The organism is Microbacterium sp., from assembly GCF_047607465.1.
GTDB lineage: Bacteria > Actinomycetota > Actinomycetes > Actinomycetales > Microbacteriaceae > Microbacterium.
Genome location: NZ_JASGCY010000015.1, coordinates 1 through 14,148 on the forward strand (window position 1 = coordinate 1; position 14,148 = coordinate 14,148).

Here is a 14,148-nt window from a genome sequence, read left to right on the forward strand (position 1 = left end):
GACGCCCCACCTGGCAGACGTCGCTCAGGTGGGGCGTCGCGGCGCAGATGGGGCGTCGGCAGCTCGGGGCGGGGGCGAGGGGGCGAGGGGGCGAGGGGGCGAGGGGGAGGGATGCGCGAAGGCCGCCGCCCGGAGGGGCGACGGCCTTCGTGAGGACGCGGTCTTACTTGACGGCAGCCTTGAGCTTGGAACCAGCGGTCACCTTGACGCGCTTGCCGGCCGGGATCTTGATCTCGGCGCCGGTCTGCGGGTTGCGGCCGGTACGAGCGGCGGTGGCGACCTGCTCGAACGAGATCCAGCCCGGGATCGAGACCTTGCTGCCCTTGGCAACGGCGTCGGAGACAGTGCCGAACAGGGCGTCGAGGACACCGGAGACGGTGGCCTGGCTCTGGCCGGTGGCGGAAGCGATGCTCGCGACGAGCTCGGTCTTGGTGATGGACTTGTCAGCCATGTCATCCTCCAGCGACGAGGATTTCGTCGCATTGTCGTGTGGGTCGGAGCGGATGCCCCTGGTCGAGTGACCGCCTTGAATGTACCAACGACCACCCGCATTTCCGCGTCATTTCGCGGGTTTTGGTGTTTTGGGCGGCGTGTCGCGTCACATTCGTCACTCCCGTCACAGATTCGGGGCGTCGCGGGCGCGTCCCGGAGGAGACCGAACGGCATGAAGGAGCGGATGCTGGAGTCGTTGCCTTCCGCGCGCGAGAAGTCCTGCAGAGCGCCCGCGGCGCCCCGGGGACGCGAAAGGGGCGGGGCTCCGAAGAACCCCGCCCCTTTCAGGGACTGCTTACCAGCTCGACTTGGTCACGCCGGGCAGCTCGCCGCGGTGCGCCATGTCACGGAAGCGGACACGCGAGATGCCGAACTTCGTGAGGACACCACGGGGGCGACCGTCGATGACGTCGCGCGAACGCACGCGAGCCGGCGACGCGTTGCGCGGCAGCTTCTGCAGACCGACGCGTGCGGCCTCGCGGGCCTCGTCGGTGGCGTTCGGGTCGACCAGGGTCTTCTTCAGCTCAGCGCGGCGCTCCGCGTAGCGCTCGACGATGACCTTGCGCTGCTCGTTGCGAGCGATCTTGCTCTTCTTAGCCATGGATCAACGCTCCTCTCGGAATTCGACGTGCTGACGGATGACCGGGTCGTACTTCTTGAGCACGAGACGGTCGGGGGTGTTGCGGCGGTTCTTCTTGGTCACGTAGGTGTACCCCGTGCCCGCGGTCGAACGCAGCTTAATGATCGGACGGATGTCCTGTGCCTTCTTGGCCATTAGAGCTTCACACCCTTCGCCTTGAGGTCGGCGACGACCTTCTCGATGCCGCGCGCGTCGATCACCTTGATGCCCTTGGCGGACACGTTGAGCGTGATCTTGCGACCGAGCGACGGAACGTAGTAGGTCTTCTTCTGCACGTTCGGGTCGAAGCGGCGCTTCGTCCGGCGGTGCGAGTGCGAAACGTTGTGACCGAAGCCGGGAACAGCACCGGTCACCTGGCACACTGCTGCCATGATGTGACTCCTTCTATACCGTGAGGCCGGACGGCCTCACCCAAGATCCCTTGTCTGCGCGCCACCGCTCCCTCCGATCGCTCGGCCGAAAGGGTGGCACACGAACTGCGCACAGGAGCGTGCGCAGACAATCGACAAGCCTAGCACAGCCCTCCGGAAGGGACCGAACGCCCAGTTGAGCGGGATTCAGTTGAGCGTGATGTTGTCGAGTTCCGCGTAGCCGGTGCCGCCAGGGAAGTACGGCGACCCCTTCGCGAGCCGGATCACGTTGTACCCCGCGTTCAGGTTGACGGACACCGTCGTCGAGGCGAACTGACCCCACCCTCCGGTCGGCGCGTACGACACGCTCGACCACGCGGAGCCGTTGTAGGCGAGACCGTGCGTCGAGGTCGCCCCCGTGCCGTTGGCGTAGCGGATGCTCATCGCATAGGTCTTCGTCGTCGGCACGTTGACGATGAAGTCGACGAACGAGGCGTTGCGCGCATTGCCGGTGCCGTCGATCTGGCCGACGTACCACCCATTGCCCGCATTGGCCGAGGCGAAGCGGTTGGCGTTCACGACAGTCGCGTTCTCGGCCTCATAGACCTTCTGCCAACTCGAGGTCGGTCCCGCCGCCGGCGTCACGACGATCTCGTAGGCGCCGAGGTAGTCCTGGTTCTCGATCGGCACCGTGATCGATCCGTTCGCGACCGCGTAGGTGGTGCTCGAGAGCTGTGTCGGCGCCTGGACGTTCGCGTGGCGACCCGAGTTCGGCGTGTAGTTCACAGTCACCTTGACGCTCGAGCCGAAGCCGCCCAGCCCCTTCACCTGCACGTGATTGGTGCCGTAGACGCCACCGACGATGGCGGTGACGATCTTCCGACTCGAATCGTAGGAGGCGAGCCCGTCGAAGTCACCTGAGGCGGTGGTCTGCACCATGTTCCCTGACATGTCGCCGTACCACTTGTAGGTCCAGTAGCTGCCGGTCGGCTGGTTGTTGTGGAACAGTCCGCCGATCGTTCCAGGCTCGTACCAGTAGGCGCGCTCGGCATCCTTGATGCCCGTTCGCTCGAACTGGGCGAGGTAGTGCACCTGGACGCTGGGAATATCGACCTGGTTCGGCGAGCCGTACTCGTTGATCGAGATGGGCCGTGGCGAGATCCCCAGCGACTGCTCGATCGCCCGGTAGTCGGCGACGTGCTCGTCGATGCTCGCCCAGGTGCCGTCCTCGAGCTCATGCCAGCAAGCGACATCGGGTACCGTGTTCGACGCCTTGGCCGCAGTCATGAAGCTGAGCATCCAATTGTGGTCGTACAGCGCATAGCTCGGGCCCACGATCGGGGTGATCGAATCGAGCGATCGCACCTTGTTGAACGTGCGCGCCCAGCCGGAGGTGAAACTGCCGGCCTTCGCGGTGTCCCAGGTCCAGTCCGGTTCGTTCCACAGCTCCCAGCCGTTGATGCTCGTGGTCGAGGCGGCGTTCAGGCGTGCCGTCACCATCGTGGTGATCTTCGACTCCCAGTCGGCCCAGCTCACCCACTTGTAGGGGAAGTCCTTGTAGATGTCGGGCATCCGCACGTAGCTCTGCGCGCCCGCACCGATCGTCGAAGGCGCCACGACGAGCACATCGCCGCTCGGAACCGTCGCGCCATTGCCGAGCTGCTGCACCCCGGGTGCCGGCTGCGTGAGCTGGTTGAGATGCAGCGGCTTGAGCAGTGCCGGATCGGGTGTGGTCGTCGTCGCCAGGGCGTAGAGCCCGCCCGCTCCCACGTGGGTGACGGGGCGGATGGCGACGGATGCATCGATCACAAGCGTGTTGTTCGCCGCCGTGGCGCTCGTGGTGGGCACGAACGCGGCGATGAGCGCCGCCATCGCCACGAGGGCGACGGGGATCCTGCGGTTTCTCATGAAAAGCTCCCTTGCTTTCCGATGGTGATGCGCCTCGCCGGGGTGGCCGGTGCAGACCCGGCGGGGGCCGGGACGTCTCGTCAGCGCGCGGTCGGGATCCAGACGCGCATGGTCGAGGGCCCGCGATTCGCCCAGTCGGCATAAGGGCGCAGACGCGCAGGGACGGGGCCGTCGGGCGCCGTCGCCAGGTCGGAGTCGACACGGATGCGCAGCGTGGCCTGCGCACCGTCGTCGGTCGCGACGAGCGGCGCATCCGCGTCGAGCTCGACGTGCTCGACATCGACGCCGACCGGTAGATCGACGTCTTCCAGGGCGAGCACGAGGGGTCCCCGTTCGACCGCCAACTGGCCGCGAACGGCATCCACGCGCGGGTGCGGGGCCGTGAGCCGCGGCTCGAGAGGTAGGGTCAGGACGAGTTCGTCACCCGGCGCGAAGATGCGGCGCGTGACGGCGAGGCCGGGGGACGCCGGTGCCGCACCCCCGCCCGCGTCGAGCGTGGCGCCGGTGGCCCAGCCGGGCACGCGCACGCCGATGCCGACCTCGACGTCCGGCGCCTCGAGCACGGTGATGCGCACGACACCGTCGCGCGGGTACGCGGTCTCAACGCGCACGGCGAGTATGCCGGCATCCAGTTCGGCCCTCAGTTCGCATTCGACGAGCTGATGCAGGTGAACACCAGCGCCGTCGGTCGTCGCGACGTAGCCGGCGAGCGAGGCGAGAGTGCGCGCGACGTTGGTCGGGCAGCAGGAGACCTCGAACCAGGGCGCGCGCATGCTCGCCTCGGCACGCTCGCTCAGCTCGTCGTCGGCGTTCGGATGCGTGCACGTGCGCTGGTGAAGCGTGTTGGCGTAGTAGAACGCGCGGCCGTCGTGGCGCGGTGAGACGAGAACGGCGTTGAGCAGGGTGCGCTCGATCTGATCGGCGTAGCCTTCGTCGGCGGTGCGCAGCAGCAGGCGCCAAGCGACCATGAGCGAGCCGATCGCCGCGCAGGTCTCGGCGTAGGCGCGGTCGGCCGGCAGCTCGTAGTCGTCGCCGAACTCCTCGTTCTGGTGGTGCGACCCGACGCCTCCGGTGAGGTAGCTTCGGCGCTCGATCGTGCGACGGTACTGAGCCTCGACGGCGTCGGCGAGCCGGTCGTCGCCCGTCTCGTCTGCCACGTCGAGCGCACCCGCCGCGAGGTACATCGCACGAACGGCATGGCCGCGGAGCACGCTCGCCTCCCGCACCGGCATGTCATCGAGGAAGTAGTCGCTGCCCTGGAAGAGGGTCGTGCCGAGGGTGCGGCGTCCGCGGCGCTCGACGAACAGCCGGGCGAGTTCGATCCAGCGCCGGTCCGCCGTGGCCCGTCCGAACTCGGCGAGCGCGACCTCGATCTCGGGGTGACCGCAGATCGCATCCCGCCCCTCTGGGCCGAACTCGGTCCACAGATGCTCAGCCAGGCGGCGGGCCACGGCCGGCAGCTCGTCGTCGTACCCCGTGCGCAGCCGGGCCACGGCCGCCTGCAGCAGGTGGCCGTGGCAGTAGAGCTCGTGCCCCCACTCGAGGTCGCTGTAGCGCGGGCGCTGTCCTGGGTGGCCGAAGCTCGTGTGCAGGTAGCCGTCGGAGTCCTGGGCGGCGGCGACCCGGTCGACGAGCCCGGCATAGCGCTCCGCGAGGGGGGCGGCAGGGCGGCGACCGAGCTCCCACGCCATGGCCTCGAGCAGCTTGTAGACCTCGGAGTCGACGAACTCGATGCCCTCGTGGTCACCGGATGCCGTGCCGGCTATGCGGTCGAAGTTGCGGATCCAGCCGATGCGGTCCATCCAGCCGAGGCAGTGGTCGATGACGGCGTCTGCGCCCAGCTCCTGCAGCGCTCCCCAGGAGCCCCCCGTGATGCGCACCTCGTCGAGGCCGAGGGGGCGGAGGGCGCCGCGGGAGGGGGCGACCGGCCCGCTCGCGGTGCGGCGGACGACGGTGTCGGGGAACTCGTTCACGGGTGCCTATCGATCGAATGCTGATTCGTGACCGGGAGGACTTGCGAAGGTCGAACCGGTTCGATTATGGTAGCGTCCGAACGAAGGGTCTTCAACCCCGATTCCGTCTGAGATTCGACATATGAGTCGCATTCGACGACAAAAACGGGCAAACTTCCCTTCAGAAGCATCCAAAAGTGTTCGAACCGGTTCGAAGGAGAACGAGCGTGACAACCATCGGCGACGTGGCGAAGGCTGCAGGAGTCTCCCGCAGCACCGTCTCCTACGCGCTGTCGGGCAAGCGCACGATCTCGGACGAGACCCGCGAACGCATCGAGCTCGCCATCCGCGACCTCGGCTTCACGCCCAACGCCGGCGCCCGCGCGCTCGCGACGAGCCAGACGATGGTCATCGGGCTGCTCGTGCAGTTCTTCCGCGACGAGTTCTCGCCCGCCATGCTGCAGTACGTCCTGCCGATCTCAGACGCCGCCCGCGAAGCCGGCTACGACATCCTCATGGTCACCGAGGACGACGGACCCCGCGCGCTGCGCCGCATCACCGATTCCGGCATGGTCGACGGCCTGGTGCTGCTCAACGTCGCCCACGACGACCCCCGCGTGCCGCCGCTACGTGCCGCCCGTCAGCCGGGGGCTCTGGTCGGACTCCCGCGCGACACCGACGGTCTCGACGTCTTCGATCTGGACTTCGGCGAGGCCGCCCGCATGCTCGTCGACCATCTGCAGGAACGCGGTCACCGCGAGATCGTGCTCATCTCGCCGAACGAGCACGTCATCACACGCGGAGGCGCCTACGCGTGGCGCTTCCGCGATGCCGCCCTCGAGCGCGCCGCCCGCTACGGCCTGCGGATCCACCCGTACTACGGCGACACCGAGCAGCCCGCGATCACCGAGACGTGGAACCGCATCCTCGACGAACGCCCCACCGCCACCGCGGTGATCGTGCACAACGACGCGATGGTCGCGGCCCTGCCGCCCGTGCTGAACGCGCGCGGCGTCGAGGTGCCGCGCGACCTCTCGGTCGTCGGCATCTTCTCCGAGGACTTCGGCCGACTGTTCTCGCTGCCCTACACGGCCATCGAAACGTCGCCGGACAAACTGGGGCGCGCTGCGGTCCAGGCACTCGTGCAGCGGATGCAGGGCGGCGACGGCGTTGGCGATCCCGTCGTCCGGTTCATCGCACCCGAACTGACAGATCGAGGCAGCACCCGCTGACTCGCGCTCGTGCGGGCGGCGTGTCCGTCGGCGCGCTCATCGAACCGGTTCAACAATCACCATCCGCACATCGATACCGAATCAATCAATCCCGAATCAACAACACACCGCACCACACCGCACCATTCAGAGAGGAATACCGTGGACAAGAACCGCACGGCCCGCATCATCGGCGCCACCGTGCTCGGCAGCGTCTTCGTCGCCACCGCGCTCACCGGATGCTCCAGCACGCCGAGCGACGACAGCTCGTCGGGCTCGACCGAGTACACCCTGTGGGACCCGTACCCCGACCGTGATGCCTCATCGGACTGGGCGAAGGCGATCGACGCCTGCGCCGCCGAGATCGGCATCACGATCAAGCGCAACGCCGGCAACACGGGCGATACCGTCAAGGACCTGACGACCGCCGCTGCGGGCAAGCTGCCCGACATCGCGATGGTCGACAACCCCAAGGTCTCCACGCTCGCCGACGCCGGCCTGCTCACGACGACCGACGACAACGGTCTGGACGTGTCCGACATCCAGGAGAACATCCTGACCGCCGGTCAGATCGACGGGAAGACTTACGGCGTCCCCGTTGGTGCCAACACCCTCGGCCTGTACTACAACCCCGAGGTGCTGGAGGCGGCCGGCGTCGACATCGCCTCCGTCACCGATGGCGCCTCGCTCACGGCGGCGCTCGAGAAGATCGTCGCATCCGGCAAGAAGGGAATCACCTTCTCCGCCGTCGGCACCGAGGAGGGCTCGTTCCAGTTCCTGCCGTGGTTCTGGGGTGAGGGCGCCGACCTCACCGCGCTCGACTCCAGCGAGGCGGAGTCGGGCCTGGCGCTGTGGACCGACTGGGTCACGAATGGGCTCGCCCCGCAGTCCGTGCTGCAGAACACGCAGGGCACGAGCTGGGACGAGTTCCTCACCGGCGAGTTCGGCTTCGCCGAGAACGGATCCTGGTTCAAGTCCGCTGCGGACGAGGCCGGATACCAGGTCATCCAGATCCCGGGCGCGGATGGCAAGGCGGCGCCTGCACCCACGGGCGGCGAGTTCATCACCATCCCGATCCAGAAGGACACCGCGCGCTATGCGACGTCCGTCAAGATCGTGAAGTGCCTCACCGAGGGCAACACCGGCGCCGACTCGCTCGGCTACATCGCACCGACCGCCGAAGGACAGAAGGCCCAGCTCGCGGCCGACCCGAGCCTCGAGTTCTGGGTCACCGCCGTCGGCGACGCGAAGCCCCGCACGGCCGACAACCTCGGCATCTCCTACGGGATCATCTCCGAGCAGCTCTACACCGCGATCCAGAACGCGCTCTCCGGCGGGTCAAGCCCCGCCGACGCCCTTGCGGCAGCGCAGAAGGCCGCATCAGAGAAGCTCGGCTGACCCGTTCGGCCCGTACCCACGCCACCCCTGAAGGACGCACCATGACAGCGATGCAGACAGCACCTCGAACCGGTGCGGGCGAGGGTACGGGCCGAACCCGGCGGGCGGTGTCGGCATCCGACGTCACCCGCCGGGCCGAGCGCGATCCACGCCGCCGCAAGCGGCACCTGCGCGAAAAGCTGATCGCCTGGGGGTTCATCGCCCCCGTCGCGATCTACATGATCGTGTTCTACGCGTACCCGCTGGTGCGCAACCTCGACCTGAGCCTGCGCGACTACACGCTCGCGTCGTTCATCACGGGCGAGGCCCCGTTCGTCGGCATCGCCAACTACCTCGAGGTGATGCGCAGCGCGACCTTCTGGCCCGCCCTCGGGAACACCGCCGTCTTCACCCTCGGCTCGATCGTCGTGCAGTTCGCACTCGGGCTCGCGCTTGCGCTGTTCTTCTACCGCCGCTTCCCCCTCGCCACGACCCTGCGCGCGCTCTTCCTCGTCCCATGGCTGCTGCCGCTGCTCGTGTCGGCGTCGATCTGGGGGTGGATGCTCAACTCCGACTCCGGCGTCGTCAACGCCGCCCTCGCCGTGTTCGGCATCCCCCAGGTCAACTGGCTCACCTCGCCGCAGACCTCCATGATCGGCGTGCTCATCGCCAACATCTGGATCGGCATCCCCTTCAACCTCGTCATCATATATTCGGGCCTGCAGAACATACCCGCCGAGGTCTACGAGGCCTCCGCGCTCGACGGGGCGAACGCGTGGCAGACCTTCTGGCGCATCACCTTCCCGATGCTGCGTCCCGTCTCGGCGATCACTCTCCTGCTCGGCCTGATCTACACGCTCAAGGTCTTCGACATCATCTGGATCATGACCCGCGGCGGGCCGGGCAGCTCATCGACGACCTTCGCGATCTGGTCGTACCAGCTCGGCTTCGGCGGCGGCTCACCGGATCTCAGCCCCGCGGCGGCGGTCGGCAATCTGCTCATCGTCATCGCCTTCATCTTCGGCATCATCTACATCCGCACCCAGCGCAGCACGGAGGACGAGTCGTGAATTCCCGCATGAAGCGCATCCTGACGAGCCTCGTCGGCGTCGTCCTCACCGCGATCATGCTCTTCCCGCTCTACTGGATGATCAACGTCTCGCTCACCCAGCCCGATCGGCTGCGCAAAGACCCGCCCGACCTCTTCCCGGTCGATCCCACCTTCGACGGCTACGCGCGAGTCCTCCAGGACCAGCTGCCGTACCTGTTCACGAGTCTCGTCGTCGGCCTCGGCACGGTCGTGCTCACACTCGCGCTCTCGGCACCCGCAGCGTACGCGCTCGCCAAGCTCCGGCCCCGCGGCGGACGGGTGGTCGATTTCATCATGCTCATCGCGCAGATGATCCCCGGCATCATCATGGCGATGGGGTTCTACCTCATCTTCTTCAACTGGGGTCTGCTCGATTCGGTGCCTGGTCTCATCCTGGCCGACTCGACGCTCGCCGTGCCGTTCGGGGTGCTCATCTTCACGGCCTTCATGTCCGGCATCCCCGACGAGCTCATATCGGCGGCGAAGATCGACGGCGCGAACGCCTGGCGCACCTTCCGCTCGGTCGTGCTGCCCATCAGCCGCAACTCAGTCGTGACGGTGTCGCTGTTCACGTTCCTGTGGTCGTGGTCCGATTTCCTCTTCGCCTCGACGGTCAACCGAGGGGGAGAGCTGCAGCCCATCACGATCGGCATCTACCGCTATATCGGCAACAACACGCAGGACTGGAACGCGATCATGGCGACCGCGGTCGTCGCCTCGATTCCTGCGGCCGTGCTGCTCGTGATCGCCCAGCGCTACGTCGCGGCCGGCGTCACGGCGGGTGCGGTGAAATAGCGGCGCGCAGGGATCAGTAGTTCGGCGCGGTGGCGCACCAGGACGCGTCGAAGCCGGTGAGGGCCACGAGCTCCTCCCCCGTGCGCAGATCGAACAGGTGGGTCTCGATCTTCTGCGGCAGCGGGAGCACGAGCTGGTCGTAGGCGTTGTTCACGAGGTCGGGGGCGATCGCCACCGCGGCGTACTGCCCGCTGGGCGACGCGCACGCCTGCAGGATCGAGTCGCTCGATCCGACCTGCACGAGAGAGGTCGCAGCGCCGTCGTCGTCGACGCGGATGATCGCCTGGCCGGCCGGGAACCCGGTCTCGTCGAGCGAGACGACATGGCGGAGGGTGCCGCCGGGGAACGGAACGATCGAGATCGCGCTGCCGTAGTCGGGGTCGGATGCGGCGAGCGGCTGCTCCGCGCCGTCGGTGAGGTTCAGCTCGACGACGCTGCCGTCGACGCGCTCGATGACCGCGGTGTACGTGCCGCGCGAGACGCCCTGGATGTTCGCGGCGAGCCCGAGGGACTGCACGTCGCCGCCGGCGGAGTGGTCGATGAGCGACAGCGCGCCGTTGAAGTCGATGAACAGCATGGCGGCCGAGTCCGGGACGAACTGCCAGACGAGAACGCTGGTCTGCTCGCCGCCGACCTCGGCGATCTTCGGCTCGTCGGCGCCGGAGAGCGACTGGGTCACGAGCACGCTGGCGCGTCCGGAGTCCTCGGTGATCTTCTCGTCCGAGAACGTGTATCCGACGAGGCCGCCGCGCTCGGACACCTGGATCGAGCCGATAAAGCCGGGGCCGGGGAGGGGGAGCTCACGCGGATCGCTGCCGTCGAGCCCCATGACGAGGAGCTTCGACAGGTCGTCCTCCTCGGTCGAGACGACGAGCTGCGTCGACGTCGCCCGGAAGTCGTCGATCCTGTCGGCGCTGTACACCGCGACCGCCTTCTCGCCGCTGAGGTCGGTGAGGAAGATCGTGTCCGCACCCTCGGCATCGCGCCGAAGGAGGAACATCGTGGAGGCCGGGGTGGTGAAACTGGTGGTCAGCGTCGCGCTCGGGCCTCCCCCGTTTCCCTGGGCGCCGGCGATCGTGATGGTGTACTCCGTCGCATCATCGAGGGGGACGGTGAAGCGGATGCCGACGCCCCGGCCGGCCGCGTCGAGGGTGAACGGCACCGCGGGCTCGACAGTGACCTGCGAGGGGTCGATCGCGGCGAGCGACCGGTTCGCGGTGAGGATCACCCGGCTGCCGCTGGACTCGATCGCCTGGCTCGCGTCGACCTGCACGCTCGTGATGCGGGGTCCCTGCGTGAGGCTGGCGAATCCGAGGGCGGCGCCGGCGAGCACGAGCACGCCGATGACCGCGAGCAGTGTGAGGCCGAAACGCCGCGGGCGAGGATGCTCGTCCTTGTCGGCGCGGCGCGGCGCGGCGTCGTCGGATGCGGGGGATGCGGGGGCGCCCGCGGATGCGGCGGCACTCTCGGATGCGGGGGATCCGTCGAATGCCGTGGCGGCGCCGACGGGGAGGCCGGCGAGCGGGACGTCGTTGCGCGGGGTCGCGGGGGCGGCGGATGCGGTGGCGGGAGCTGCAGCGGATGTCGGGGTTGGGGCCGGAGATGCCGGGCTCGACGCCGAGGCCGGGGATGCTGCGGTCGATGCCACCGCCGGGGATGCGTCGGCCGACGATGCCGGGGGCGAGGATGCCGAGGTCGAGGATGCCGGGCTCGACGCCGAGGCCGAGGATGCTGAGGCCGTGTGACGCGCAGCCGTTCCGGCGGCGCGGGCCACGCGCGGCGGAACCCGCGGAGTCGAGGGGGCTGCGGCCTGGCGCGCCGCCTCCTCCGCTGCTGCCGCGGCCTCGAACATGGCCGCGCGTATCGCCGCCTCGCGCGGGTCGACGGGCTCGCCGACAGGCACGTCTGCGGACGCGGCAACAGACTCGGCAACGGGTGCGGCAACGGACTCGTCAGCGGCGTCAGCCCCCGACGTGACAGGGAGTTCCGTGACAGCGGGTTCCAGGTTGGCAGCGGCCTCGGCGGCGCGCAATTCGGCGCGCGTGCGGGGGACGGGGGTCTCGTCAGTACTCATACGGATCCCCCGGCTCGGCGACGGCCTCGACCGTGGTCGGTTCGATGTGCAGGGCTCCGTCGGCATCCGCTCTGACGGTTCCGGTGACGCTCACCCACTGTCCCGTCTCGTACTCGCCCGCATCGATCGCGACCGGCAGGCTCGCGGGCTGGGCGTCGATGACGCAGTGCATGATGACGAGGCGGGTGAGGTCGACGCCGTCGTCGGCGGGAGTGATGAAGCCGGTCAGCGTGACGGCCGTGCCGTCGTAGGCCGTCGTGTTCGTCGACGTCGCGAAGACACTGGCCCAGTCGCCGACGCCGAAGGTCGACGTGTCCGCGACACCGAGGGTGATGTCATCCGCTCCGACGAAGAGCGCCGACGACTCCCCTGCCCGGGACATCGCGAGCTCCACCGACAACGAGGCGGGCGGCAGCACGAGGGCTGCCGCGACGACGCCAGAGGCGATCACGCCTCCGGCGACCGTCGCGGCGGTCGCCAGGGCGCCGGACTCGGCGTGACCGTGCTCGTGACCGTGCCCGTGCTCGTGCTCGTGGCCCTCCTCGGCGCCGAGCGGCAGCGTGCACGACCAGATCGCGCCCAGGAGCGTCACCACCGCCGCGGTGCACGCGAACCACACCGACTCGGGGCTGATGTAGAGGGTGAGCTGCCCGGCGAGGCCGAGCACGAGGATCACGACCGACACCGCCGCGGCGAGGCCGATGCCCAGCCAGCGCGATCCGAGACAGCGCAGCCGCTCAGCCAAAGACGTTCACCCCGATCCCGATCGCGAAGGCCGCCAGCAGCACGACGGAGACGATGCCGACCAGGGCCCGCGTGGTGAAGGTGGTGCGCAGCAGCGCGATCATCTTCACGTCGACGAGGGGTCCCGTCAGCAGGAACGCCACGACGGCGCCCGACGAGAACGTCGAGGCGAACGTCAACGCCACGAAGGCGTCGACGTTCGAGCAGACCGCGACGATGATCGCGAGGGCCATGAGCGCGAGGACGGACAGCACGGGGTTGGAGCCGATCGCCAGCAGCACGTCACGCGGGATCAGCACCTGCACGGCTCCGGCGAGCGCCGAGCCGATCACGAGTGCGGGCATCACCGCGCGCAGCTCCGCGAGGAACTGCGCGAGGCTTCGGCGCACTGGTGTGCCCGGCTCGTGATTCACACGCTCGCAGGTGTCGGCGAACCGCTGGGTCAGCAGCGCGTCGGGGGACGGATGCCGGCTGTAGATCCATCCGATGAGATTCGCGATGAGGTAGCCCCCGACGAGACGGGCGACGAGGATGCCCTCGTCGAAGCCGAACGCCGCGTGCGTGGTGAGGATCACGATCGGGTTCACGATGGGCGCGGCGATGAGGAAGGTGAGCGCCTCGGCGGGGGCGAGACCGCGCATCATGAGACCGCGCGCGAAGGGCACGTTTCCGCACTCGCACACCGGGATCAGCATGCCCAGCAGCGACAGCACCGCCCTGCGCGCCCACGCTCGCTTCGGCAGCCAGCGGTGGATGACGTCGGCCGGCAGCCACACCTGCACGATGATCGACAGCAGCACCCCGAGAACAACGAACGGCAGCGCCTCGATGAGCACGCTCAGCGCGAGAGTTAAGCCGTCGGAGAAGCGGTGTGGGAGATCGGCCGTGTACAGCAACGGCAGGAAACGGTCGATGAGGAACAGCGCCGCGACGATCGCGACCCCGATCGCCGCGCCGATCCAGGGGCTGCGCCGGGTTCCCGAGCCGGTCGCCCGCCGGGGCCCGCTCTCCGAGCGCTCGAGAACCGGGTGATGCGAGGTCGCCGGATCCGCAGAAGACCTCACGCGCCCGCTTCCTCGGCGTCCTGTGCGCGCGTCGCCGTGCACTCGGCGCACAGGCCGAAGATGTCGACGACGTGCTCGGCCTGGGTGAACCCGTGCTGCGCGGCGGTGCGGTGCGCCCACTGCTCGACGTCCTTGGCCTCGATCTCGACGGTGAGCCCGCAGGTGCGGCAGATGAGGTGGTGGTGATGTCCCTGGGTCGAGCAGGCGCGGTAGAGCGCCTCCCCGTCTGGACTCTGCAGCGAGTCGGCGTCGCCGGAGGCGGCGAGGCCTGCGAGCGCGCGGTAGACGGTGGCGAGGCCGATGCCGGTGTTGTCCTCGCGGAGCCCCGCGTGCAGGGTCTGCGCGCTCACGAATCCGCGCGCGTCGGCGAGCGCTTCGCGCACGCGCTCGCGCTGCCAGGTGTTCCGCTGAGCCATGCGACGAGTCTAATCGCCGGGGTCCTTCCCCGGGC

The 14,148-nt window shown here is 68.6% G+C and carries 14 protein-coding genes; 4 read left to right on the plus strand and 10 right to left on the minus strand.

Features of this window, described 5'->3' with window-relative positions; genetic code table 11:
* Positions 1–163 precede the first annotated feature (163 nt).
* The 6 genes from QM568_RS01530 to QM568_RS01555 all read right to left on the minus strand — a co-directional run bounded on the left by QM568_RS01530 (position 164) and on the right by QM568_RS01555 (position 5,363).
* The gene (locus tag QM568_RS01530; protein ID WP_067348124.1) at positions 164–451 is read right to left on the minus strand and encodes an HU family DNA-binding protein; all 288 of its coding nucleotides are present in this window, start codon (positions 449–451) and stop codon (positions 164–166) included.
* 336 nt (positions 452–787) lie between these two features.
* Positions 788–1,093 (minus strand): 30S ribosomal protein S14, encoded by a 306-nt coding sequence (gene rpsN / locus QM568_RS01535; protein ID WP_017829734.1) that lies wholly within the window; start codon positions 1,091–1,093, stop codon positions 788–790.
* A 3-nt stretch (positions 1,094–1,096) separates the two neighbouring features.
* Positions 1,097–1,267 (minus strand): 50S ribosomal protein L33, encoded by a 171-nt coding sequence (rpmG, locus tag QM568_RS01540; protein ID WP_045257250.1) that lies wholly within the window; start codon positions 1,265–1,267, stop codon positions 1,097–1,099.
* Positions 1,267–1,503 (minus strand): 50S ribosomal protein L28, encoded by a 237-nt coding sequence (gene rpmB, locus QM568_RS01545; protein WP_120226966.1) that lies wholly within the window; start codon positions 1,501–1,503, stop codon positions 1,267–1,269. Before rpmB ends, rpmG begins: the two co-directional genes overlap by 1 nt.
* A gap of 186 nt (positions 1,504–1,689) precedes the next feature.
* A complete protein-coding gene (locus tag QM568_RS01550) occupies positions 1,690–3,390 on the minus strand; it encodes a hypothetical protein (protein ID WP_415135114.1) in 1,701 nt (566 codons plus the stop codon).
* A gap of 80 nt (positions 3,391–3,470) precedes the next feature.
* Complete coding sequence (locus QM568_RS01555; protein ID WP_415135116.1) at positions 3,471–5,363, minus strand: glycoside hydrolase family 127 protein; 1,893 nt, start codon at positions 5,361–5,363, stop codon at positions 3,471–3,473.
* Between the two features lie 206 nt (positions 5,364–5,569).
* Between QM568_RS01555 and QM568_RS01560 the strand changes: the two genes are divergently transcribed.
* From QM568_RS01560 to QM568_RS01575, 4 genes are all read left to right on the plus strand, one after another.
* Positions 5,570–6,574 carry a LacI family DNA-binding transcriptional regulator gene (locus QM568_RS01560; protein WP_415135118.1) on the plus strand — a complete coding sequence of 335 codons (1,005 nt, stop codon included), beginning with the start codon at positions 5,570–5,572 and terminating at the stop codon, positions 6,572–6,574.
* A 141-nt stretch (positions 6,575–6,715) separates the two neighbouring features.
* The gene (locus QM568_RS01565; protein WP_415135120.1) at positions 6,716–7,951 is read left to right on the plus strand and encodes a sugar ABC transporter substrate-binding protein; all 1,236 of its coding nucleotides are present in this window, start codon (positions 6,716–6,718) and stop codon (positions 7,949–7,951) included.
* Between the two features lie 41 nt (positions 7,952–7,992).
* Positions 7,993–9,000 (plus strand): carbohydrate ABC transporter permease, encoded by a 1,008-nt coding sequence (locus QM568_RS01570; protein WP_415135122.1) that lies wholly within the window; start codon positions 7,993–7,995, stop codon positions 8,998–9,000.
* 8 nt (positions 9,001–9,008) lie between these two features.
* A complete protein-coding gene (locus tag QM568_RS01575; protein WP_415135124.1) occupies positions 9,009–9,815 on the plus strand; it encodes a carbohydrate ABC transporter permease in 807 nt (268 codons plus the stop codon).
* Positions 9,816–9,828: 13 nt separating this feature from the next.
* On the opposite strand, the gene QM568_RS01580 is transcribed toward QM568_RS01575, so the two are convergent.
* The 4 genes from QM568_RS01580 to QM568_RS01595 are packed head-to-tail and all read right to left on the minus strand — an operon-like array spanning position 9,829 to position 14,113.
* Positions 9,829–11,889, minus strand: a complete 2,061-nt coding sequence (locus QM568_RS01580; RefSeq protein WP_415135126.1) for an Ig-like domain-containing protein — start codon at positions 11,887–11,889, stop codon at positions 9,829–9,831.
* Positions 11,879–12,634 carry a TIGR03943 family putative permease subunit gene (locus QM568_RS01585; RefSeq protein ID WP_415135128.1) on the minus strand — a complete coding sequence of 252 codons (756 nt, stop codon included), beginning with the start codon at positions 12,632–12,634 and terminating at the stop codon, positions 11,879–11,881. Before QM568_RS01585 ends, QM568_RS01580 begins: the two co-directional genes overlap by 11 nt.
* Complete coding sequence (locus QM568_RS01590; RefSeq protein ID WP_415135130.1) at positions 12,627–13,697, minus strand: permease; 1,071 nt, start codon at positions 13,695–13,697, stop codon at positions 12,627–12,629. The genes QM568_RS01585 and QM568_RS01590 overlap by 8 nt, the downstream gene beginning before the upstream one ends.
* Positions 13,694–14,113 carry a Fur family transcriptional regulator gene (locus QM568_RS01595; RefSeq protein WP_415135132.1) on the minus strand — a complete coding sequence of 140 codons (420 nt, stop codon included), beginning with the start codon at positions 14,111–14,113 and terminating at the stop codon, positions 13,694–13,696. Before QM568_RS01595 ends, QM568_RS01590 begins: the two co-directional genes overlap by 4 nt.
* Positions 14,114–14,148 lie beyond the last annotated feature (35 nt).

Bases quoted from the DNA above. Each gene is read 5' to 3' on its own strand.
- QM568_RS01530 (WP_067348124.1), bottom strand. From the start codon at position 451: ATGGCTGACAAGTCCATCACCAAGACCGAGCTCGTCGCGAGCATCGCT.
- rpsN (WP_017829734.1), bottom strand. From the start codon at position 1,093: ATGGCTAAGAAGAGCAAGATCGCTCGCAACGAGCAGCGCAAGGTCATC.
- rpmB (WP_120226966.1), bottom strand. From the start codon at position 1,503: ATGGCAGCAGTGTGCCAGGTGACCGGTGCTGTTCCCGGCTTCGGTCAC.
- QM568_RS01550 (WP_415135114.1), bottom strand. From the start codon at position 3,390: ATGAGAAACCGCAGGATCCCCGTCGCCCTCGTGGCGATGGCGGCGCTC.
- QM568_RS01575 (WP_415135124.1), top strand. From the start codon at position 9,009: ATGAAGCGCATCCTGACGAGCCTCGTCGGCGTCGTCCTCACCGCGATC.
- QM568_RS01595 (WP_415135132.1), bottom strand. From the start codon at position 14,113: ATGGCTCAGCGGAACACCTGGCAGCGCGAGCGCGTGCGCGAAGCGCTC.
- QM568_RS01570 (WP_415135122.1), top strand. From the start codon at position 7,993: ATGACAGCGATGCAGACAGCACCTCGAACCGGTGCGGGCGAGGGTACG.
- rpmG (WP_045257250.1), bottom strand. From the start codon at position 1,267: ATGGCCAAGAAGGCACAGGACATCCGTCCGATCATTAAGCTGCGTTCG.
- QM568_RS01580 (WP_415135126.1), bottom strand. From the start codon at position 11,889: ATGAGTACTGACGAGACCCCCGTCCCCCGCACGCGCGCCGAATTGCGC.